The following is a 21,289-nucleotide window of genomic DNA, read 5'->3' on the forward strand; positions in this document are numbered from 1 at the left end:
GAATGAACGCATTCTTCAAGGGCGTGGGTGCCGTGCTGGCCAAGGTTTGGGTGTGGAGCCTGATGCTGGTGCTTTGCTGTGCTGCATTCGTGTGGTACGTCGGACCGCTGTTGGCCGTGGACGACCACCGGTTCTGGCAAAGCGCCACTGCCCGCCTGTTGACCCTCAGCGTATTGTTTCTACTGTGGGGATTGGCGATGGTCCTGGCGGGTGGGCGCCGTGCTGCTGGACTCGAAAGGCCGGCGCCGCCAACCGCTCATCCGCCATTGAGAGCGGTGGAGGACGAGCAGAAGCACGTCCGTGGTCGTTTCAAGGACGCCCTCCACCGGTTGAAAACGTCTGCGCGCTATGGCGAGCGAAACGCACGTTGGCGCCATGATTTGCCCTGGTACCTGGTGATCGGTGAACCGCGCAGTGGCAAGACCCAACTGTTGGCGGCAGCGGGTTTGCAGTCACCGTTCGATCAGGCTGACACGCGGCCGACGGGCGGCAGCGGGCAGTGTGACTGGTACTTCGCCGATGAAGGGGTGCTTATCGACACGCCAGGGCGCTATCTGATTCAACCAGACCGTTCGGTGGACGCCGCCGGCTGGACCACGCTGTTGGCCAGTCTGAGGTGGCGGCATCGAGTGCGCCCGCTCAACGGCGTGGTGGTGACGCTGTCGGTAGACAGGCTCCTGAGCGGTAATGAGCACGACCTGGAGCAACTGGCGCGCCATGTCCATTCGCGCCTGCAGGAAATTCAGCAGGTACTGCAGGTGGATGTACCCCTCTACCTGGTGTTGACCCAGGCCGATCGACTGGCGGGGTTCATCGAGTACTTCGACTCACCGTCAGGGGACGAGGTCGGAGCGGTGCTGGGCCAACCTCTGGAGGCTGACAAGGCGGGCAATGACATCACCCAGGTTCGCCGAGCGTTCGAGCAATTACTGCAACGTTTGCACGGCGAATTGATTGAGCGATTGCACCAGGAGCGCGATGTCGAGCGCCGCGGACGAATGCTTGATTTTCCCCAGCAGACCGCGCAAATAGGTGAGCGTTTGTGCCTGTTTATCGAGTGGGCTTTTTGCGCCCATCGCTACCAGCGCATCAGCGGCTTGCGCGGGTTCTACCTGACCTGTGCCAGCGACAGCCGCAGCCATTTCGTGCAGGGCCTGTTCAGTCGGGTGATCTTTGCCGGGGCGGACCTGGCCGCCTTGCAGACCCGCGAGCGCCAGCGCATCTGGCGGCGCAATGGGTTGCTGGGGATGGCGGCTGCGCTGGTCCTGGCGGGTGCCGGGGGGCTGTGGATGCACAGTTACGCGGCCAACCAACAACGTTTGGCTCATATCGCTGCACTTAGCGCTCCCGTCGTGCAGGGTAACGATGAAACCTTGACACTCCTGGCGCTGCTGGACGCTCGCTGGGCGGCGACCCAGGTGTTTCCCACACCAGGCGACGCTCCACTGATCGAGCGAGCCGGCCTGTATCAGGGCGAGGTCAGCCGACCGTGGGTGACACGCGCCTATGAGCAGACGTTGCAGCAGCGACTGCTGGGCCGCACTGTTGACCTGCTCGAAGAGCAGGTACGCGCCAGCCTCGGCGATCGCGAGCGCCTGCTCGACAACTTGCGTGCGTACCTGATGCTCAATCTGCGCGAACGCCGGGATACCGCGTGGTTGGCGCAGCATATGGCCAGCCATTGGTCGCTGCGGTTTCCCGGTGATATGCCGGTACAGAAGCGCCTGAATGAACATTGGGCGCGACTGCTTGAGCAACCGTTTTCCGCCCACCTCAATGACGAGCTGGTGGCTCAGGCGCGGGCCGCGCTGCGGGGCGAGTCATTGGCCGACGTGGTGTACCGGGTGCTGCGCGAACAATCGCGCGACCTGGAGCCGTTGCGTCTGGCCGAAGGCAAGGTCTTCGCCGCCATCGACCCACCGGTTCCTGGCTTCTACACCAAAAGGTATGTGCAGTACTTCGAAGCGCAAGGCCCCAAGCTGGTGAACGCCATTGCCCAGGATAACTGGGTACTGGGCGAAGGCACTGACTTGAGCAGCGAGGATCTGCAGCGCTTGATGATCGAACTGCAACAGCGCTACTTCAGTGAGTATGCCCAGGCCTGGAGCGATGCCCTTGGTCGCATCAGGCTGCTGCACACCGACGGTCTGCGCGAGGATGCCGAACGTCTCGCCGGGCTGACGTCGGCCCAATCGCCAGTCCTTCTGCTATTGCAGCAGCTTCGTGAAAATACCCGTTTACTGCCGGGCCTGGAGCTGCCGGCAACGATGGCCCAGCCGTCAGGCACGTTGGGCGTGGTCGCCAAGGCTGCGGTGGCGCAGGGGCAGGCTGCCTTGGGCGACTCGGCACGCCGGGCCTTGCAGCGGCGTTTTGAACCCTTGCATCAGTTGCTGGATGAGCAGCAGAACCCCAGCGCGGAGCTGGCCCAGGGTTTGCGTCTGCTCGACCAATTGCACCTGCAATTGGCGACCCTGAGCCGCGAGGGTTCGCCGGAGCAGGCGGCCTTTTTGCGGGCAAAGCGGCGCATGGACGGCCAGCAGGACGTGCTGGGCGACCTGCGTGCAGCGTCCAGCCGTTTGCCGCTTCCGCTTGCCGGTTGGTTTGAAGGGATTGGCGATCAGACATGGCGCCATTTATTGGACCAGGCCTATGCCCATGTCAATCAGCGCTACCAGAGCGAGGTGCAGGGGCTTTACGCCAGGGCGATTCGCCAACGGTATCCGTTCAACGCCCACGCGACGAATGATGTGGCCCTTGACGATTTTCGTGAGTTCTTTAAACCCCAAGGCGTGTGGGCGCGTTTTTACGAGGGTTACCTGCGCTCGTTTGTCACTGCGGATGGCACGCGCTACCGGTTGCGTGGGCTGGACGGACAGGGTTTGCCGATCTCACGTTCGCTGCTGGATCAACTGACGAAAGCCCAGGTCATCCGACGCAGCTTTTTCACCGAAGATCAGGGAGAGTTGGCGGTGGGTTTTACCTTGGCGCCCTACAGCCTGGATCAGTCCGTCAACCGAGCGATCCTGCGATTGGGTGAAAAGCAGCTGGAATACCGGCACGGCCCGATCATACCCATGACGTTCCGGTGGCCCATCGAAACAGATAACGGACGCGCCAGCCTCGTACTGGAGAGGGGGGGCGAATTGCGCCCCCTGGGTATCGAGAAGAGCGCCGGCGCCTGGTCGTTGTTCCGGTTTTTCGACTTGCTGCAACGCGAGCCTGCGAGTGACCGCAACGCGCAGATCGTCAAGGCCGACCTGGCCGGATTGCGCGCCAACTACCTGCTGACCAGCCAACGGACACCCAGCCCATTTGAGATGGACACGTGGCGCACCTTCCGTCTGCCGGAGCAACTGTGAACCCGGCGCGGCCCACATGGCGCAGCGCCGGGCGTACACAGCGCGGGCAGTCACGGCCGCGCAATGAGGATGCCCTGCTCGATTGCCCGCAAGGAGGCTGTTGGGCCGTGGCGGACGGCATGGGCGGGCACCGGCACGGCGATCTCGCGAGCGAGTGGGTGATCAGCAGCCTGGCTTCGTTGTCGGCGCAGGGCAGCCTTGATCAGCGGGTCGATGCGGTTCGACAACGGCTGCAAGGTGTCAACCGGCGGCTGGCAGATGCGCGGCGCACCGGCAGTGCGACGATGGGGAGTACGGTGGTCACACTGTTGCTGGATAACGGGCGTGCGGCCTGTGTGTGGGCGGGGGACAGCCGCTGTTACTTGTGGCGTGAACAACGCCTGTACCAGCTGTCGAGAGATCATTCGCTGTTGCAGCGCCTCATGGACGAGGGTCAGTTGAGTGCGACGCAAGCTCGGGCCCACCCTGATGCCAGAGCCTTGACCCGGGCCATTGGCGCGCACGCGTCATTGCGGCTTGAGGTGCTGGAGCTCAGGACCCGCCCTGGCGATATATTTTTATTGTGCAGCGATGGTCTCTACCAGGCACTCAGCCATGTCCAGCTGGGCCTGGCGTTGAGTGCAGGCGGGCCGCAGCAAGTCGTGGAAAGATTGTTCGCCAGCGCTTTGCGCGCCCCGGCACGCGATGATTTGACCGCCATCGTGGTGCACTCATGAGTGCGGCATCCACTCCCCCGGTTTTGCTCGTCGGCCGCTACCACCTTGAGCAGGTCGTGGGCCGGGGCGGGATGGGCGTGGTGTACCGTGCCCGCGACCTGTTACATGAGCAATTTGGCGAGCCTTGTTCCGCTGTGGCGCTCAAGCTGCTGGACGAGTCTTTGTCTGCATGCCCGGACGCCCATGTATTGCTGTTCAGCGAGTTTGCGCTGGCGCGCCGCCTGCGACATGAGCGCGTGGTGAGGGTGTATTCGTTTGAGGTGGATACATCCAGCCAGATCGCCTTTTTTACCATGGAGCTGCTGCATGGCCTGACGCTGGACCGACTGCTTGTGGAATGCCCTGATGGATTGCCGTGGGCAGAGCTGCAACCGATTGCCCTGCAACTGCTGGACGCGTTGGTTTATGCCCATCAACACAACGTGCTGCATGGCGATATCAAACCGGCCAATGTCATGGTGGGCGAAGCGGGCGTGCGTTTGTTCGATTTCGGCCTTGGGCAGTCATTAATGCAAAACCCGGCGGGCTTGGCGGCGGTGAATCGCAGCCGGTTGAATGCCTGGACCCGGGCCTATGCGGCGCCTGAATTACTCGCGGGTGGCGCATTGACGCCCGCTGCGGACCTCTATGGCGTGGCGTGCATCCTGTATGAGTTGGCCCAGGGCAAGCGCCTCGGGGAACGCCAACCGGGCGCCGGACTGCCTCGGCCCAGGCAGTTGCCCCGACGTTGCTGGCCGGCACTGCACACCGCCTTGGCGCAAGACCCGCAACGCCGGGCCCTGACGGTCGCCGAGTTGCGGCAGGTCATGGAGTGCAGGCGGCTTCGCTGGTTCGGCTAGCCAGCGCGTCAGCCGGCCAGGTCATGCAGTTGGCAGTAGTCGGCCCAACTCATGCCGGCCATCTGTGCGACTTCCTTGTGCACCTCGAGGCGTTGAGTTTCGAAGGCTTCGCTGGACTCGGCAGTCAGCTTGAGGGTCAGCTCCCAGGCGAACAGGCCCTGGCGCTCGGCCTGCGCTTCGAAGGCTTCATACAGACGCTCGGTACGATACTGCGCCACGGTTTCTCCCCTGGCCTGGGCAGCCAGTGGGTTGAGGTTGTTCAATTCAGCGGCCACATCCGGGTGTTCGTGCAGGAACCGGTCCAGTGCGCGTTGATAGTTATCGCCAGGTGCTGACAATGCCAAGCCCCTCAGCGAGAGAGAGGGGAGTCGACGTCGGGTGCGTGCCCGTCGACGTGACGCCGAGCGCGCTTGCGCGACCTGCGCTGGAGCCAGCGTTGCAACGGTGCCAGTAAAAAGAACATCAGGTAGGCGACAAGCACTAACGTCAAATCTATCCAGGTCTCCGCGACGGGCCCGGTATACAGTTCGATGACGTTCTTGATGATAAATAACAGCGCCACGCTGCATAGCCACAGCAGGATGGTGACAAATAGGGGGCGCATGGTGCTGGACCGCTTATGGTGCATGGTAAGGCTCTCTCTCCTTTGTGCCTGCTTCTGGCCAGGCAATATTCCCTGAGTGGGCACCCGGTGTTAACCAGGTTGTAACATCCTTTAACAAACGGAAACGCGGCGGATAATACCGACTCAGACAGGTTTAGGGGATGACTCAGGTCAGAAAGTTCGATTTTTTATCTAGGAATTTTCACAGCCCCCTGGGTTTTTTTGCTGAAAAGCCCGGGGAGATGGCAAAAAGCTTTCGCGCCGAGCATCAGGGCGTGTAGCGTTGACGGGTATTCCGGCGCTGATCTCCAGACCCCGCGAATACGGGCAGAGGGCGGCTCATGGCGCAAACGCTGTTCAAACTTTTCCTTACCCAGCGCCTGGCGGCCCTGGCCAGTATCGAGTCGTTACGTGCGATTCGGGAGGGATTGTTGTGGATCCTGCCGTGCCTGTTGGTGTCTGCCGTTTTCCTGATCCTGTCCGAATGCGCCAAGGTGCTGGGCTTCAGCCCACCGATAGTGAGCTTTCTTTCGGGCCTGCATGACCGGATCAGCTCGGTGATTCCACTGCTGGTCGCCGCTTCCATTGGCTATATGCTGGCCATTCAGCACCGCTTGCCACAACTGCCAATAGCCTTTTTGTGCCTTGCCAACGTAGTGGTGGCCACGTTTCTTTTGCGCGAATACCCTCGGGCTTCGGCCACCTTCCTGCTGTTCATTGCCATCGCGTCGCCGCTGATCAATGTGCCGGCCATCGCCTGGCTGCACCGTTTGCGTTGGACTCGCCTGGTGCATGAAGACCTGATCGGACACAACCTCAAGGGCACGATCAACATGGTGCTGCCCGGTGCGATCACTGCGCTGGCATTGGTGGTGGTGTTGTCGTTGCTGCTGCAGATCCCCTATGTGGCGCAACTGCAGGGGCCGCAGGTGCTCAATGCGTTACAGGCGCCTTACGGCAGCGGCCTGTTTGTGACTTTGATGAACTCGCTGTTGTGGTTTTTCGGGATTCATGGCGTGTATGCCATGCAGCCGCTGTTCGATGTACTGGATCAAGCTGTGGTGCTCAATGGCGCGGCACTGGCGGCGGGTGAGCCGGTTCAATACCTGCTTAACAGCGGCCTGTTGGGCAGCTTCGCATTTATCGGTGGGTCGGGCGGCGCGCTGTGCCTGCTCCTGGCAATCCTGCTGTTTTCCAGGAGCCAGTCCATGCGGTTACTGGCGATGGCCAGTTTGCCGCTGTCGTTATTCAATGTCAGCGAAGTGCTGTTGTTCGGTTTGCCGATCATCCTCAACCCGCGGTTGTTCATACCCTTTCTGTTGGTGCCGGCGGTCAATGCGACGGTGGCGCTCGCGGTGGTGCAACTGGGTTGGGTAGCACCGGCCGTGGCCAGCGTGCCGTTTACCGCACCGGTGTTTCTCAATGCTTACCTCAGTACCCATGGCGACGTCGCGGCCGTGGTATTGCAGGTTGTACTGATGGGCCTGGGGACGCTGGTGTATGCGCCGTATGTACGGGCGATCCATCGCCAGGCCAGTGACGGCGGCACGGTATACCTCAAATCCCTGGACATGACATTTCGCGGCCTGGAGGAGAAGGGGCGGTTGCTGGAGTTCGACCCGGTACTCGCGTCGCACCGCGCCCTGGCCCGGCAGGCCATTGAGTTGAACCGGATCCAGCAGATCAGCGACTACGAGTTCTATCTTGAGTTTCAGCCCCAGGTCTCCACCCGTACCGGCCTGTGCACCGGCTGCGAAGCCTTGATGCGCGCCCGGGACAGCCAGGGCACGGTGCATTCACCCTGGGAGTTCCTGCAATGGTTGGCACAGGCGCGGTTGATGCCGGATGTGGACGTGTGGGTGGCGTCCCAGGCCGTACGCCAGTATCAACAGTGGAAGAAGGCCGGTTTTGAATTGCCCATGACCATCAATGTCTCCAGCGTTACCCTCAAGGACGCGGCTTATGGTGATCGTCTGGTGGAGATTCTCGCCCAGGCCCAGGGCTGGGTGTCGGTGGAGATCACCGAAGATGCGCTGGTCAGCGATATCCAGGCGACCCGTCAGACCATCCAGAAACTGCAGGCATTGGGGGCAAAGGTATATATCGATGACTTTGGCACCGGGTTTTCGGCGTTGAGTTACCTGCATCAGTTTCCGGTGGACTTCATCAAGATCGATCGCAGCTTCGTGGTTGCACAGCACGATCCCAAGGGCGCTCAGGTGCTGACCGGCATGCTGCGTTTCTGTGAGGCGCTCAACCTGGGCGTGGTGGTGGAAGGGGTCGAGACCGCCGAGCAATTGGCGTTTCTGAATACGGGGGCTGAGTTGTTCATTCAGGGCTGGTATTTCAGCAGGGCGTTGCCGGGGCATGAAGTGCCGCAGTTTGCGCGCGAGCGGGCGGGGTTGGGGTGATCTGGCAGTCATGGGGCCGACCGCTCTGGCAGCCGGCCCCGTTCAAAACAGCACGCCGGCGTGCTAGACCGCCTCGTAGCCCCGATTGGTCCGCTCGATCTCCTCGACCAGTGCGTCTATCTCCTCCAACCGTGCCCGATTGTCATGGTCCCAAGGATGAAAGCCCGGTTTGAAATAGTGCAGCCACGGCCGCAGCATGCGCGCAAAGATGCCTTTGGGGGCGTACAGAAACTTGAGCATGCGCCAGAACCCCTGCAGATGCCCACCCGACTTGCGGTCGGCAATCAACAGGCGCACATGGAAATCGAACACCACCAGCCAGAACAGCAGCGTGGTAAACAGCATGGTGCCGGTACGCAGCAAGTAGCGCTTGGGCCCAGGCGTGATCACCCGGTTCCACACATCGAAGGCCACCGCTTTATGTTCGGTTTCCTCAAGGGCGTGCCAGTACCACATCTGCTGGTAGCCCTTGAGTGAGTCGCCGAAACGCGACGGGTCACTCAGCAGGATTTCCGCGAGCATCGCGGTGTAGTGCTCAAGGGCGATGGTCACCGCGAGGTTAAAAGATGGCGGCATGTGTTTCTTTTGCAGGTCGAGAAAGAACTTCAAGCGGCGATCGAGGCTGTGCGCCGGCAGGCCTGCCGCTTGCAGCAGGTCGTTGTAGGCCACGTGTTCACGGCTGTGCATGGCTTCCTGACCGATGAAGCCCTGGATTTCTTTCTTGAGGTCCGGATCGTCGATGCAGGAGCGGTAGTGGCGCACGCTGTCCATGAAAAACAGCTCGCCCTGGGGAAACAGCAGCGACAGGGCATTGAAAAAGTGCGTGATGAACGGGCCTTGTTCATGCCAGTTGGTGATGCGCCCGGCAGGCAGGGCGAAGCGGATATCACGGCGTATCGGCAACATGGGGTGTGCTCCTGTTCAGAGACGGGGCTCGTCGTTGGTTTCAAACACGGGCGTGCGTGGTTTGGGCGCCATGCGCCTGCTGGCAAACACCACCAGCGCTTGATAGGCCGCCGGCAGGCAACGGGCGAGCAGGTCGAGGAAATACGCGTCGCGACCGATCAGCACGCGGCGTTTGTTTTTGCGCACGCCTTGCAGGATCACCTTGGCGGCCTGGTCGGCGTCGGTGATAAACAGCTTTTCGAAATCGGCGCGCGCCTGTTGTTCGCTGTGGATAAGGAAACCGGTCATGTTCGCGTCGATCCGGCTGCTGCGGCAGATGTCGGTACGAATTCCGCCGGGATGCACGCAGGTGGCGGAGACGCCGCAGCGTTGCAGGTCCAGCTCCTGGCGCAGTGCTTCGGTAAAGCCGCGCACCGCGAACTTGCTGGCGTTGTAGCCACTCATGCCGGGCTGGGCGAACAGGCCGAACACGCTGGAGGTGTTGACGATATGCCCGTCGCCACTGGCCTTCAGGTAAGGCAGGAACGCCTTGGTGCCATGCACCACGCCCCAGAAATTGATGCCGACGATCCACTCCAGGTCGGCATAGTCCACGCCTTCCACGGTGCTCGACAGCGCCACTCCGGCATTATTGAAGACCAGGTTGACCTGGCCATGCTCGGCCGCACACCGCGCCGCCCACTCCAGCATGGCTTGGCGGTCCGAGACATCCAGTACCTGGGTGGTGACGGTCACCGGCGACAGGGTTGACGTCCTGACCAGGTCCCGCGTGTGCTCCAGCCCCTGGCTGTTCTTGTCGGCCAAGGCCAGGTGGCAACCCTCCCGTGCCAGGGCCAGTGCCAGTGCGCGACCCATGCCGGAGGCCGCTCCCGTAATTGCCGCCACGCGGCCGGTGAATGACTTCATGACAGACTGCCTTCTGTGGCGCAATGAGGGGTTGCTGCGGCGCGCGGCACAGGCACAACCGGCGCCCGGCTGACCACATAGTCCTTGAGCGCAAAATGCCGGGTGACTTGCTTGAACCGCCACGTCGAGCCGGGCCACAGCGTGGTGTTCTTGCCGGTACGCGGGTCGAGGTACCAGCTTTGGCAACCGCCGGTATTCCAGATAGTGCGCTTGAGCTTGCCTTGCAATTGCGCGTTGTAGGCCTGCTCCACGGCGGGTTTGACCTCCACCATGGCGATGCGTTGGCGCTGCATCTGTTGCAACGCGTCAAGGATGTAAGCGACCTGGGCTTCGATCATCAGGATCATCGAGTTGTGCCCCAAGCCGGTGTTGGGCCCGACGATCAGGAACAGGTTGGGATAGCCCGGCACCGTGGTGCCTTTATAGGCATGGGCGCCGTCGTGCCAGGTGTCCATCAGGTCGATGCCGTTGCGGCCAATGATGCAGCCACGGGGCAGGGGATCGGCAGCCTGGAACCCGGTGCCGAAGATCAGGCAATCGGCAGGGTGCTTGATGCCGTCAGCGGTGATCACGCCATCGGCTTCGACCCGCAGCACCTGGTCGGTCACCACCTCGACATTACTGCGTGACAACGCCGGGTAGTAGTCGTTGGAGATCAGCACACGTTTGCAGCCGATGGTGTAGTCCGGCGTCAGAATCTTGCGCAGGGAAGGGCGGGCCACTTGTTTGCGCAAATGACGCAGGGCGATTTTCTGCACCATCTTCATCAAGCGCGGGTGCAGGGCAAAGCCCACCACGCGGCCTTCCAACGCCCAATAAAAGGCACTGCGCACCAGCCTTTGGGTCACCGGCAGATGCTTGAACAGCCAGCGTTCGATACCTGAGATCGGCCGGTCGGGTTTGGGCATGATCCAGGGCGGGGTGCGCTGGAACAGGTCCAGGTGCGCCACTTGCGGCGCAATCTGCGGCACGAACTGAATAGCACTGGCGCCGGTGCCGATCACCGCCACGCGCTTGCCCTTCAAACTGTAGTCATGGTCCCACTGCTGCGAGTGGAAACGCTTGCCCTTGAAACTGTCGAGCCCAGGAATATCCGGCAGTGCAGGACGCGACAGGCCACCCATGCCCGACACCAGCACTCGCGCACTGACTTGGCGGCCATCGCTGAACGTCAGTTGCCAGCGTTGCTGCTGATCATCGAACACCGCCCGTTGCAGGCCCATGCCGAAACGCAGGTACGGCGCCAGCCCGAACCGCCGCGCGCATTGCTCCAGGTAAGCGCGAATCTCCGCTTGCGGGGCAAATTGGCGCGTCCAGTCGGGGTTGGGCGCAAAGGAAAAGGAGTAGACATGGGACTGCACGTCACAGGCACAGCCAGGGTAGTGGTTGTCACGCCACGTACCGCCGAGTGTGTCGGCCTGCTCAGCGACGAAGAAATCGCTGAGCCCGGCTTGCTTGAGTTTGATCGCCATGCACAGGCCGGCGAAGCCTGAGCCGATGATGGCGATGTCGATGGCGTCGCTGTGGGCATTCATAAGCGGTCCTTGGTGGGCATCGGATGTGCTCCTGTTTTTCTTTTGTGTTTTAGATAGAACACCGTTGCAAAAGAAAATTGAATTAATTATTTTAAAAAAGATTTTAAATAATCTACCTGAAAATTTCGCCTACGCTAGGACCTTGTTCGATCTATGCGACTTGTCCGACAGACGCGCATAGAGGCTGGGTCCAAGGTGTGGACGAAGGTTGAGGCCTGATCAATCCCGATCGGGTCGCCAACAGCAGGGAAGCAGAGGACCGAGCTATGGCTGTCGAGTGGGTTGTCGCTGCGGGTGTAGTAATAGGCGCGAGCGCTGTGTCGTGGGCTTTCAGCGCCTGGATGACACGGCGTATTGAAACCGCCGTTCCGATCAACGGGCGCGTCGTCGAGGTGGATGGCGAGCGCTTTCATTATGTAGACGAAGGCCAAGGCCCAGCGCTGGTGATGATCCATGGGCTGATGGGCAGCAGTCGCAACCTGACTTACGCGTTATCCGGTCAGTTACGTGGGCAGTTCCGCGTCATCAGCGTCGATCGCCCAGGGTCGGGCTACTCCAGTCGGCACAACCACACGGCGGCAGACCTGCCGGCCCAGGCGCGCCAAATGGCCGCTTTTATCAAAACCCTCGAGCTGGATCAGCCGCTGGTGCTTGGGCATTCCCTGGGCGGTGCGGTTGCCCTGGCACTGGCCCTTGACCATCCGCATTCGGTATCCGGCTTGATCCTGGTGGCGCCCTTGACCCATCCCCAGCGCATGCTGCCGTTGGTGTTCCTGCCCCTGGCCGTGCGCCCTGCCTGGCTGCGACGCTGGGTGTCGCGCACCTTGACCCTTCCCATTGGCCTGTTGACCAAGGGCTCGGTGGTCAAGGGCGTGTTCGCCCCCGATGCCGCCCCGCCAGACTTCGCTACGCGCGGCGGCGGTTTGCTGGGGATGCGTCCCGAGAACTTCTTTGCCGCGTCCACTGAGATCAACCGAGTCAACGATCACTTGCCGGACATGGTCAAGCGCTACCCGCTGCTGACGCTGCCAATCGGCCTCATCTACGGCGCACGGGACAACGTGCTCGACTTCCAGAAACACGGTCAGGGCCTGGCCAGCAAGGTGCCCGGGCTGAAGCTGCAGGTGGTGGAAGACCGAGGGCACATGTTGCCGATTACCGCCACGGAACGAGTGGTGGCGTTGGTCGAGCAGATCGCCAAACGGGCTGGGCCTGCGCGAAGCGCCGCCGTATTGCAGCCCTCGTTTGCCATGGCGGGTAAATAACCATGCCATCCGATCTGCGGTTCCAGTGCGTCAACGCCCGCCCTAGACACCTGGCGGGCGCGCTGAAAAAGAGACTGCCCGGTCACGCAAAAAGGCCCGGATAAACTGGTTGACGACCTAACGATTCCGCGCTATTTATTTAAAAAATTATTTCAATTTCTAATTTGAAACATTTTTTGAAATGCCTAAGAGCGAATAAAATAATGAAAAAAACGCCTTTTATCGCATGGTTGATGTCTCGGAGCGGCCAGCGCTCCGCCCTCCTGTTTGCTGCCTCCGCCTGCGCTCGGAGGTGGGCATGAACCCGTCCCTGGCGGTGCCAGGCGTCTGGGCCGACGGCAAGCGTTACCTATGGTGGCTCGGCATCATGCCCCTGGCGACTCCACTGCTCTCGGGGGCCCTGGCTATCGGCACCGGTATTCAGCAACTGTGGTGGATCGGTGTGCTGGTCATCTTCGGCCTGATCCCATTGATCGACGGCCTGTTGGGTGAAGACCTCAGCAACCCGCCGGAATCTGCCGTCAGCCATCTCGAATCCCAGCACTACTACCGTTGGATCGTCTATACCGGCGTGCTGTTTGTGATCGCCTCGGTCGTGATCACCGGTTGGCTCGCCGCCGGCGGCATTGACTGGATCATCGGCGGCGGGCTGCTGCGGGCCACCGCGACCCTCGATCCATCGAGCGGGCTGGCACATGCCGCAGCGTTCATTAGCGCCCGCACCGAGTTGCACGGCCCCGTCAGTGGCTTCACTTATCTGGGTATGGCGATGTCCACCGGGGCCGCTACCGGTATCGCGATCAACACCGCCCATGAGCTGGGGCACAAACCCAAGCCATTGGAAGTGTTCCTGGCCAAGGTCACGCTGGCGCCGACGTTCTACGGGCATTTCTACACCGAACACAATCGTGGCCACCACGTACGTGTCGCCACACCGGAAGATCCGGCCAGTTCGCGCCTGGGTGAAAGCTTCTGGGCCTTCCTGCCGCGCTCGGTATGGTTCAGCGCTCGCTCGGCCTGGAACCTGGAGCGCGAACGCCTGCGCAAACTTGGCCTGCCGGCCTGGCACTGGAAGAATGCGGTGCTCAGCGCCTGGATGTACAGCGTGCTGCTCTGGGGCGCGATGATTGCCTGGCTGGGCGCGGCAGTGATTCCGTTCCTGCTTATCCAGGGCGTCTACGGTTTCTCGTTACTGGAAGTGGTGAATTACGTCGAGCATTACGGCCTCAAGCGCCAGAAATTGCCCAATGGTCGTTATGAGCGCTGTTCGCCGCGGCACTCCTGGAACAGTAATCGAATAGTCACCAATATCTTCCTGTTTCAATTGCAACGGCATTCCGATCATCATGCCAATCCCACGCGTAGTTATCAGTCGTTGCGCCACTTTGATGAGTCGCCGCAACTTCCCTATGGTTACGCGAGCATGATTATCTGGGCCTATGTGCCGTATTTGTGGCGGCGCCGGATGGACCATCGTGTATTGAATCATTATGCCGGTGATATCACCTTGGCTAATCTCCAGCCTTCACAGCGCTTGAAGTATCTGGAGAAGTACAGCGGCGAAGCCAAGCCGTTTTAATTTGAAATAAAAACGCGTTTTTCGAGTGTATTTCGATAAGGATTTCTACGTCGATTGTTTGTTAGCTTAGTTGCAGGATGGTTGTTTACCCGAACGAAAATAATTTCAAGGGAAGGGCGTAAACATGCAAGTAACTCAGGTCACTATAAAGTTCACCGTTAATGTCATACTGGCCGCGCTGGGCCTGATCGCGTGGCATCACGCACAGGCCGCCCGTATCGAACCTGCCGGTAGCGCGTTTACAGCCCAGGGCCCAATCAGCTTCTCCAAAGGCGCGTTGATCAGTGCTGACTGCACCATCAAGGTGGCCGGCAAAGTGACGGCCGATGGGACATCCGTCAATATCGACAAAGTGGTGTTCGATGGCGGGCTCAAGTGCAGCCGGGTCGAAGCTATTAATTTGCCATGGATCTTGATTGCAAAGGATACAAAAAGCGGCTCGATGTCGAAGATCAGCGTGGACGTGCATGCATTCGGTCTGGGCGGCAAGTGCGGTCCTTCTACTGCAGTCGGTACGTGGGATAACGCCACCGGCAAGTTGGAGGCTGCCAATGTACCTATTGGTGATGACTGCACCATTAAAACGGTATCAATCAAGATGCCGCCTGATTTCAAAGTAGTTGAATAAAGTTGTCGGACTTAACTGAATTTGGCTGGAATACGAAGTTCTGCAGTTTCACCGTGACTTCGTGTTCATGGTCATTACCCCAGGCGAAATAACTCGCCATTACATGTGAGGCAAAATAATGAAAAGCTTGAAAACCCTCGTTTGTGCAACTTCGTTTGCAATGTGCTTCGGCGCCGCGTCGATGGCCAGTGCGGCTTCCGTCTCTCCGGACGGTCCGTTCTCGACTAACGCCGGCACCATCGTGGTGAAGTCGCCTTCGTCTTTTGGCGCGGCAGTGACATGCGGTATCACTTTTACCGGCAACGTTAGCGGTGGCGTGGCCTCGATCAACGGCGCGACGCTGACCGGCGGCGGTCTGTGCGCTTTGCCAACGCTGACTAACCTGCCTTGGGTATTGACTGCCTCGACGGGTACCACCGGTAGCGTGACCAATGTCGGCTACAAGATCAGCTCGATCCCAGCCACCAACTGCGGACCAACCCCTATCGCAGTCAACTGGGCTGCAGGGACCAAAACCCTTTCGGCCGCCAATCAGTCGCTGAGCGGAAACTGCACTGTGGTTTCGCTGAACGTTGTGGCCCCGACGCTCACGGTAAACCCGTAAGCGCGTGACTCCGTAAAGGGCTGATCACCCGTTGAAATGCCGGCGCCCCCCGCGAGGCGCCGGTCAACGGTAAATCGCCTTCGCCTATCACCCATCCCTGATTGTCATACACCGTTCCAGTACAGGCGCTTTTGAACAACGCTCCATGGCTACACGACCCACCGGCAGGGGCCGGGCGCACATAATAATAGGGAGTACCGCATGAATAATAAGAAACAACACGCTTACACGTTACTGGGACTGGCCCTGTTGGGAGGCCTGATCACTACGGGGCATGTGCAGGCGGGCGGGTTCTCTACGCCCACTTATGGCGCCCCCGGTTGGGGCCGCGCATTTGGTGGCGGTTCTCTGTTCAAGAATGACCCCAGTGCGGCGTACAACAACCCAGCAGCCATGGCGTTCATCGATTCAACCATCGTGCAGCAGACCGTCGATTACGCCCGGATCAAGATCAAATATTCCGGCCAGGCGTATGACCATAACGGCAACCCGGTGACCAATACGCCGGTGCTGGATGACCAAGGCAACCTGGGCGATCCGACGCTCAATACCAATAATGGCGGCCAGGGCGGTTTCACCGCATGGCTACCCACCGGCTTCATGGTCATGCCCATCGGCGACCGCTTCGCTTTTGGCCTGAGCCAGGTCGTACCGCAAGGTATGAAAAGTACGTGGAACGAAAACTCAAAGCTGCGGGATTTCGCGGTCGACACCAAGATCGAGACCATCGGCCTGACAGGCTCACTGTCGTTCAAGGTCAATGATGAATTTTCGGTCGGTGGGGGTGCCATCGTTCAGCGCAGCCAGGGAAACGTCAGCCAGAACGTTGATGTGTTGGCTGCCGCAGATGTATCACCCGGGCTTGGCGGCACCGGCTTTCCGACCGGTGTCGGGCATTCCTTGATGCGTGTGAAAGTCGACAACATCTCGGTAGGCTGGTTTGGTGGCGTTGTGTGGAAACCGACGCAGCAAGACACGCTGGGTTTGAATTATCACGCCAAGATCAAAAACAAGATGACCGGCAAGTACGACGTTTATACGGACGCCATCGGTCGTAACACAATGACCAACCCTATTGGTCCGAACGGAGAGACGCTGGTTGAAATGGCCTATCCCGGTCTCAAGCTGTTCCCGGATGGCGCGCATGCCAGTGCGCAACTGGATATCCCGGCGACTGCTGCGATTGACTGGGTCCATCAGTTCAATGACCGCTGGACGCTCGGTGTGAGTGCGCAGTGGACTGAGTGGTCCTCGTTCCAGGACCTCACACTCAAGTCTCAGGGCTCGACCATTGTTGCCATTCCCTACAACTACAAAAACGCGTGGATGACCTCAATCGGCGGCGACTACAAAGCCACCGACGAGCTCACCCTGCGTGCAGGTGTGGCGTATGACCAGACGCCTACCCGTAACTCCACCCGCGATCCGCGGATCCCTGATGGCGATCGTTATTTCCTGGCGTTTGGTGCCGGGTACGACATCAAGGCAGTGCCGGGCCTGTCAGTGGATGGCGCGTACTCGCACCAGTTCGTCGAAAAGGTCAACCTGAAAACCAAGAACGTCGATCGCCTCGGCGCTGCTCAACTGGACGGGAAGGCTGAGTCGTCAGGTGACGTCGTGAGCTTGTCGGCGACCTATAAGTTCTAGTCACGCACCTGACCGTGTTGAAGCCGGGTATTCAGCGCATCTTGAGACCCGGCGCACACTGACACGCTTACAGAACAATCCGCAGAACCTAATCGGAGCCACATGACTGATGCAATTAGGCTGACTCGTTCAGCCCTGAATATTTTCGCCAGACCATTAAATAAAAATTTCAAAACAAAATTTGAATTTATTTTCCCGAGTTTGTAGTGTGGCTCTACGCCCCGCTCAATCCGAGCGGTCCGCACGGGTGCCACGCCCTGAATCAAGTAGAGGTATCCCATGGTTATCTGGTTATTGGTGGGTTTCGTCGCGGCGATTGCCCTGGCGTATCGACAAGCCGCTGCCACCCTGTGGCTGGGCGCCGGCCTGGTATGGCTGGCGGCTGGCTATCTGTTCAACGCAGTGGCCGCATTCGGCACTACCGTCGCAGCGGTGCTGGTGGTGTTGCCGGCCTTGTTGCTGGCGATCAAACCCCTGCGCCGCGTGCTGTTGACCAGCAAGGCCTTGGGGCTGTTTCGTACGGTCATGCCGGCGATGTCCGACACCGAACGTGCGGCCATCGAATCCGGCACCGTGTGGTGGGACGCCGAGCTGTTCAGCGGCAAACCCAACTGGCAGCGCCTGCTGCAAGCCGCGCCGGCCAGCCTGAGTGCCGAAGAGCAGGCGTTCCTGGACAACGAAGTCGAAACCCTGTGCGACATCGCCAACGATTGGGAAACCACCCAGGTGTGGCAAGACATGTCCCCCGAGGGCTGGCAATACACCAAGGAAGCCGGCTTTCTCGGCATGATCATTCCCAAGCAGTACGGCGGCAAAGGCTTCTCCCACTACGCGCACTCCCAAGTGGTGATGAAGCTGTCGACCCGCTGCTCGGCGGCGGCCATTTCGGTGATGGTGCCCAACTCCCTGGGCCCCGCCGAACTGCTGCTGCATTACGGCACCGAGGCCCAGCGCAACTATTACCTGCCGCGTCTGGCGCGGGGTGAGGATATTCCGTGCTTCGCGCTGACCAGCCCGTATGCCGGCTCCGATGCCGGGGCCATTCCCGACGTGGGAATTGTGTGCAAGGGCCTGCACGAAGGCGAGGAGGTGCTGGGGTTCAGCGTAACCTGGGACAAGCGTTACATCACCCTCGGCCCGATTGCCACGGTGCTGGGCCTGGCGTTCCGTGCCAAGGACCCGGAGGGTTTGCTCGGTGCCGCAGGTGCCCTGGGCATTACTTGCGCGCTGATTCCCACCTCCCATCCAGGCGTGAACAGCGGCCGTCGCCACTGGCCGCTGAATGCGGTATTCCAGAACGGTCCGACCACCGGCAAGGATGTGTTCATTCCGCTGGAGTGGGTGATCGGCGGTCGCGAACAAGTCGGCAACGGCTGGCGCATGCTGATGGAATGCCTGGCGGCGGGCAGGGCGATTTCACTGCCGTCGGCCAACGTCGGCCTGGGCAAAGTGGCGGTCCGTGGTACCAGCGCCTACGCCGCGATGCGTAAGCAGTTCGGTCTGCCCATCGGCAAGTTCGAAGGGGTGCAGGCACCGTTGGCCCGCATGGCCGGGCACTTGTATGCCTGTGATGCGGTGCGCAAGGTGTCGGTGGCGTCCCTGGATGCCGGCGAGAAACCTTCGGTCATCTCGGCCATCGCCAAATACCACGTCACCGAGCGCGCGCGAATGATCGTCAACGATGGCATGGACATCGTCGCCGGCAAGGGCATCTGCATGGGGCCCAATAATTTCCTGGCGCGCGCCTATCAGCAAAGCCCCATCGCCATCACGGTGGAAGGCGCGAACATCATGACCCGCTGCCTGATCATCTACGGCCAGGGCCTGATCCGCTGCCATCCCTATGTGCTGCGCGAAATGGAAGCGGCGCGCAACCCGGATCGACGCAAGGCCCTGCAGGCGTTCGACAGCGCGATGTTCGGCCATGTGAGTTTTGTACTGGCCAACACCGTGCGTGCCACGGTGCATGCGCTGACCGCTGGTCGGCTGCTTTCTGCCCCGGCCAAGACCGACCCGGCGCTGGCTTCCTACTACCGCCAGGCCAATCGTCTGTCGGTGGTGCTGGCATTGGTCTCGGACGTTTCCATGGGGGTGCTGGGGGGCGCTCTCAAGCGCAAGGAAAGTATCACCGGGCGCCTGGGCGATATGCTGTCGCAGTTGTACATCCTGTCTTGCGTGCTCAAGCGCTTTGAGGACGACGGCCGGCCCCAGGCCGACTTGCCGCTGGTGCATTGGGCGGCCCAGGACGCATTGTTGCGCGCCCATGAAGCGCTGGACGAAGTGCTCGACAATTACCCGTCGAAAGCCGCTGCGGCGGTGCTGCGGGGCTTGAGTTTCCCGTTTGGTATTCCTTTGCGCAAACCGTCGGATCGCCTGTTGGCCCAAGTCGCCGAGGTCGTACAGACCCCCGGCGAAACCCGCGACCGTTTGCTCGCCAACTCCTACATCCCGCGCCCGGAAATCGACAAGCTGGCCTATGGCGAACTGGGGTTCCGCCTGTTGCCCCAAGTGGAGCTGATCGAGGCACGGCTCAAGCCCGTCATCAAGCAAGGCCTGCTCGCGCCAATGCCGATTTCGTCTGCGGCCTTTACCGGCTGGCGCGTCAAGGCACGGGCGTTGGACCTGATCAGCGACGACGAAGACGCTTTGCTCGCACGCTATGTGGAATACGCCGACCACGGCATCCAGGTCGACGATTTCCCGCAGGACTTCGGTTTGCTGGAGGCCCTGCAGCAGCGCAAGCAGGCGTTGGAGCCCGCCGCCAAACGTCGCGCCAGCCAAAGCGAGAACGCTTCGGTCAATTAATCCAAACGCGGTCCCAATGTGGGAGGGGGCTTGCTCCCGATAACGGTGGCTCAGATGCAGATTCACTGACTGACACTCAGCTATCGAGGGCAAGCCCCCTCCCACATTTGATCGGATTTACAAAGCAGGATTTGTGTTATGAGTGACCGCTACCTTTCTTTCGTCAATTCCCCCTGGGGGCGCCGCCTGGCCCATGCCGTTGGCTTGCCGCAACCCTTGCCCCTGCAACGCCATCGCAGCGGCCAGCCCGGTTTGGCCAACCCGGTCATCGTCGCCGGGGCAGGGCGCCTGACCGAGCATGTACATCGCCTCTTCAGCAGCACCGACACCGTCGCCGCTACTGCGGCGACCGTCAAGGCGCCGTCGACGGTGAAGGTGCAGGGCGCGGTGTTCGATGCCACGCACGTGGCCGACCTGCAGCACCTGGATGAGCTCTATACATTTTTTCACGCCAACGCCAGACGCCTGGGCCAACACGCGCGCGTGGTGGTACTCGGCACCGCCCCGGAACATTGCCAGGACTTGCCCCAGGCCGTCGCCCAGCGCGCGCTCGAGGGGCTGGTGCGCTCGCTGGCCAAGGAGCTGCGCCGGGCGATCACCGTGCAATTGATCTACGTGGCGCCGGGCGCTGAAGACGCGTTGGACAGCAGCCTGCGCTTTTTCCTGTCGCGCCGTTCGGCTTATGTATCGGGGCAAGTGATACGCCTCCAGAAGCCTGTGGACAGTCACATCACCCTTCACTGGGACAAACCGTTCGCCGGCCGTCGCGCCCTGGTGACCGGCGCCTCCCGCGGCATCGGCCTGGCCATCGCCCAGGTGTTGGCGCGCGACGGTGCCCATGTGGTGTGCGTCGACGTGCCCCAGGCCCAGTTGGCCCTGCAGCAGGCCGCCGACAGTGTGGACGGTTCGGCATTGCCCCTGGACATCACCGCGCCGGATGCCGCCGCGTTATTGCAGGCGCATGTCAGCCAGTATGGCGCCTTCGATGTGGTGGTCCACAATGCCGGAATCACCCGCGACAAGACCATCGCCAAGATGACCGAAACCGCCTGGCGCAGTGTGCTGGCGGTCAACCTCGAGGCGCCGTTGCAGCTCAGCCAGGCGCTGCTGGACAACCACGGCCTGAACCCCGGTGGGCGGATTGTGTGCGTCTCGTCGATTTCCGGTATCGCCGGCAACCTCGGGCAGAGCAACTACGCCACGTCCAAGGCCGGGGTGATCGGCCTGGTGCAGGGCCTGGCCCCGCGTGCGGCGGCGCAGCAGGTGACGGTGAATGCGGTGGCGCCAGGGTTTATCGAGACGCAGATGACCGCGAAAGTCCCGCTGTTGATCCGCGAGGCCGGGCGGCGTATGAACTCGTTGCTTCAAGGCGGCCAACCGGTCGACGTGGCCGAGGCCATCGCCTGGCTGGCGCATCCGGCGTCCGGTGGGGTCAACAGCCAGGTGGTGCGGGTGTGCGGCCAAAGCCTGCTGGGAGCCTGAACC

The 21,289-nt window shown here is 61.0% G+C and carries 16 protein-coding genes; 11 read left to right on the forward strand and 5 right to left on the reverse strand.

The genetic code is table 11. From position 1 onward, the window contains the following. The first annotated feature begins 2 nt into the window (after window positions 1-2). From tssM to C4J85_RS12150, 3 genes are read left to right on the forward strand one after another with little or no spacing between them, the layout of a single operon-like run. Window positions 3-3,359: a type VI secretion system membrane subunit TssM gene (gene tssM / locus C4J85_RS12140; protein WP_124409710.1), complete on the forward strand. Its 3,357-nt coding sequence runs from the start codon at window positions 3-5 to the stop codon at window positions 3,357-3,359. Next, a complete protein-coding gene (locus C4J85_RS12145; RefSeq protein ID WP_124409711.1) occupies window positions 3,356-4,075 on the forward strand; it encodes a PP2C family serine/threonine-protein phosphatase in 720 nt (239 codons plus the stop codon). Before tssM ends, C4J85_RS12145 begins: the two co-directional genes overlap by 4 nt. Then, window positions 4,072-4,914: a serine/threonine-protein kinase gene (locus C4J85_RS12150; protein WP_124407062.1), complete on the forward strand. Its 843-nt coding sequence runs from the start codon at window positions 4,072-4,074 to the stop codon at window positions 4,912-4,914. The genes C4J85_RS12145 and C4J85_RS12150 overlap by 4 nt, the downstream gene beginning before the upstream one ends. An 8-nt stretch (window positions 4,915-4,922) precedes the next feature. Here C4J85_RS12150 and C4J85_RS12155 read toward each other — a convergent pair whose 3' ends face one another. Further along, entirely contained in the window at window positions 4,923-5,252 is a 330-nt protein-coding gene (locus C4J85_RS12155) for a DUF6388 family protein (protein WP_124362644.1), read from the reverse strand. A gap of 11 nt (window positions 5,253-5,263) precedes the next feature. Beyond that, window positions 5,264-5,542: a hypothetical protein gene (locus C4J85_RS12160; RefSeq protein ID WP_124362645.1), complete on the reverse strand. Its 279-nt coding sequence runs from the start codon at window positions 5,540-5,542 to the stop codon at window positions 5,264-5,266. A 317-nt stretch (window positions 5,543-5,859) separates the two neighbouring features. On the opposite strand from C4J85_RS12160, the gene C4J85_RS12165 reads away from it, so the two are divergent. Further along, complete coding sequence (locus C4J85_RS12165) at window positions 5,860-7,929, forward strand: EAL domain-containing protein (RefSeq protein ID WP_124409712.1); 2,070 nt, start codon at window positions 5,860-5,862, stop codon at window positions 7,927-7,929. Window positions 7,930-7,992: 63 nt separating this feature from the next. On the opposite strand, the gene C4J85_RS12170 is transcribed toward C4J85_RS12165, so the two are convergent. From C4J85_RS12170 to C4J85_RS12180, 3 genes are read right to left on the reverse strand one after another with little or no spacing between them, the layout of a single operon-like run. Then, window positions 7,993-8,835 (reverse strand): metal-dependent hydrolase, encoded by an 843-nt coding sequence (locus tag C4J85_RS12170; protein ID WP_124409713.1) that lies wholly within the window; start codon window positions 8,833-8,835, stop codon window positions 7,993-7,995. Between the two features lie 15 nt (window positions 8,836-8,850). Beyond that, on the reverse strand, window positions 8,851-9,741 hold the full coding sequence (locus tag C4J85_RS12175) for an SDR family oxidoreductase (RefSeq protein ID WP_124366862.1): 891 nt from the start codon (window positions 9,739-9,741) through the stop codon (window positions 8,851-8,853). Then, window positions 9,738-11,276, reverse strand: a complete 1,539-nt coding sequence (locus C4J85_RS12180; protein WP_124409714.1) for an NAD(P)/FAD-dependent oxidoreductase — start codon at window positions 11,274-11,276, stop codon at window positions 9,738-9,740. The genes C4J85_RS12175 and C4J85_RS12180 overlap by 4 nt, the downstream gene beginning before the upstream one ends. A 266-nt stretch (window positions 11,277-11,542) precedes the next feature. Between C4J85_RS12180 and C4J85_RS12185 the strand changes: the two genes are divergently transcribed. The 7 genes from C4J85_RS12185 to C4J85_RS12215 all read left to right on the forward strand — a co-directional run bounded on the left by C4J85_RS12185 (window position 11,543) and on the right by C4J85_RS12215 (window position 21,286). Next, window positions 11,543-12,541, forward strand: a complete 999-nt coding sequence (locus C4J85_RS12185) for an alpha/beta fold hydrolase (protein ID WP_124409715.1) — start codon at window positions 11,543-11,545, stop codon at window positions 12,539-12,541. A gap of 298 nt (window positions 12,542-12,839) precedes the next feature. Then, window positions 12,840-14,120 (forward strand): alkane 1-monooxygenase, encoded by a 1,281-nt coding sequence (locus C4J85_RS12190; RefSeq protein ID WP_124409716.1) that lies wholly within the window; start codon window positions 12,840-12,842, stop codon window positions 14,118-14,120. 124 nt (window positions 14,121-14,244) lie between these two features. Beyond that, window positions 14,245-14,748 (forward strand): alkane oxidation protein activator PraA, encoded by a 504-nt coding sequence (praA, locus tag C4J85_RS12195; protein WP_124366866.1) that lies wholly within the window; start codon window positions 14,245-14,247, stop codon window positions 14,746-14,748. A gap of 118 nt (window positions 14,749-14,866) precedes the next feature. Further along, entirely contained in the window at window positions 14,867-15,352 is a 486-nt protein-coding gene (gene praB, locus C4J85_RS12200; protein ID WP_124409717.1) for an alkane oxidation protein activator PraB, read from the forward strand. Between the two features lie 201 nt (window positions 15,353-15,553). Next, complete coding sequence (locus C4J85_RS12205; RefSeq protein WP_124409718.1) at window positions 15,554-16,999, forward strand: outer membrane protein transport protein; 1,446 nt, start codon at window positions 15,554-15,556, stop codon at window positions 16,997-16,999. A 279-nt stretch (window positions 17,000-17,278) separates the two neighbouring features. After that, on the forward strand, window positions 17,279-19,804 hold the full coding sequence (locus C4J85_RS12210) for an acyl-CoA dehydrogenase (RefSeq protein WP_124409719.1): 2,526 nt from the start codon (window positions 17,279-17,281) through the stop codon (window positions 19,802-19,804). A 138-nt stretch (window positions 19,805-19,942) separates the two neighbouring features. Next, entirely contained in the window at window positions 19,943-21,286 is a 1,344-nt protein-coding gene (locus C4J85_RS12215; RefSeq protein ID WP_124409720.1) for a 3-oxoacyl-ACP reductase, read from the forward strand. Window positions 21,287-21,289 lie beyond the last annotated feature (3 nt).

The organism is Pseudomonas sp. R4-34-07, assembly GCF_003852375.1.
GTDB lineage: Bacteria > Pseudomonadota > Gammaproteobacteria > Pseudomonadales > Pseudomonadaceae > Aquipseudomonas.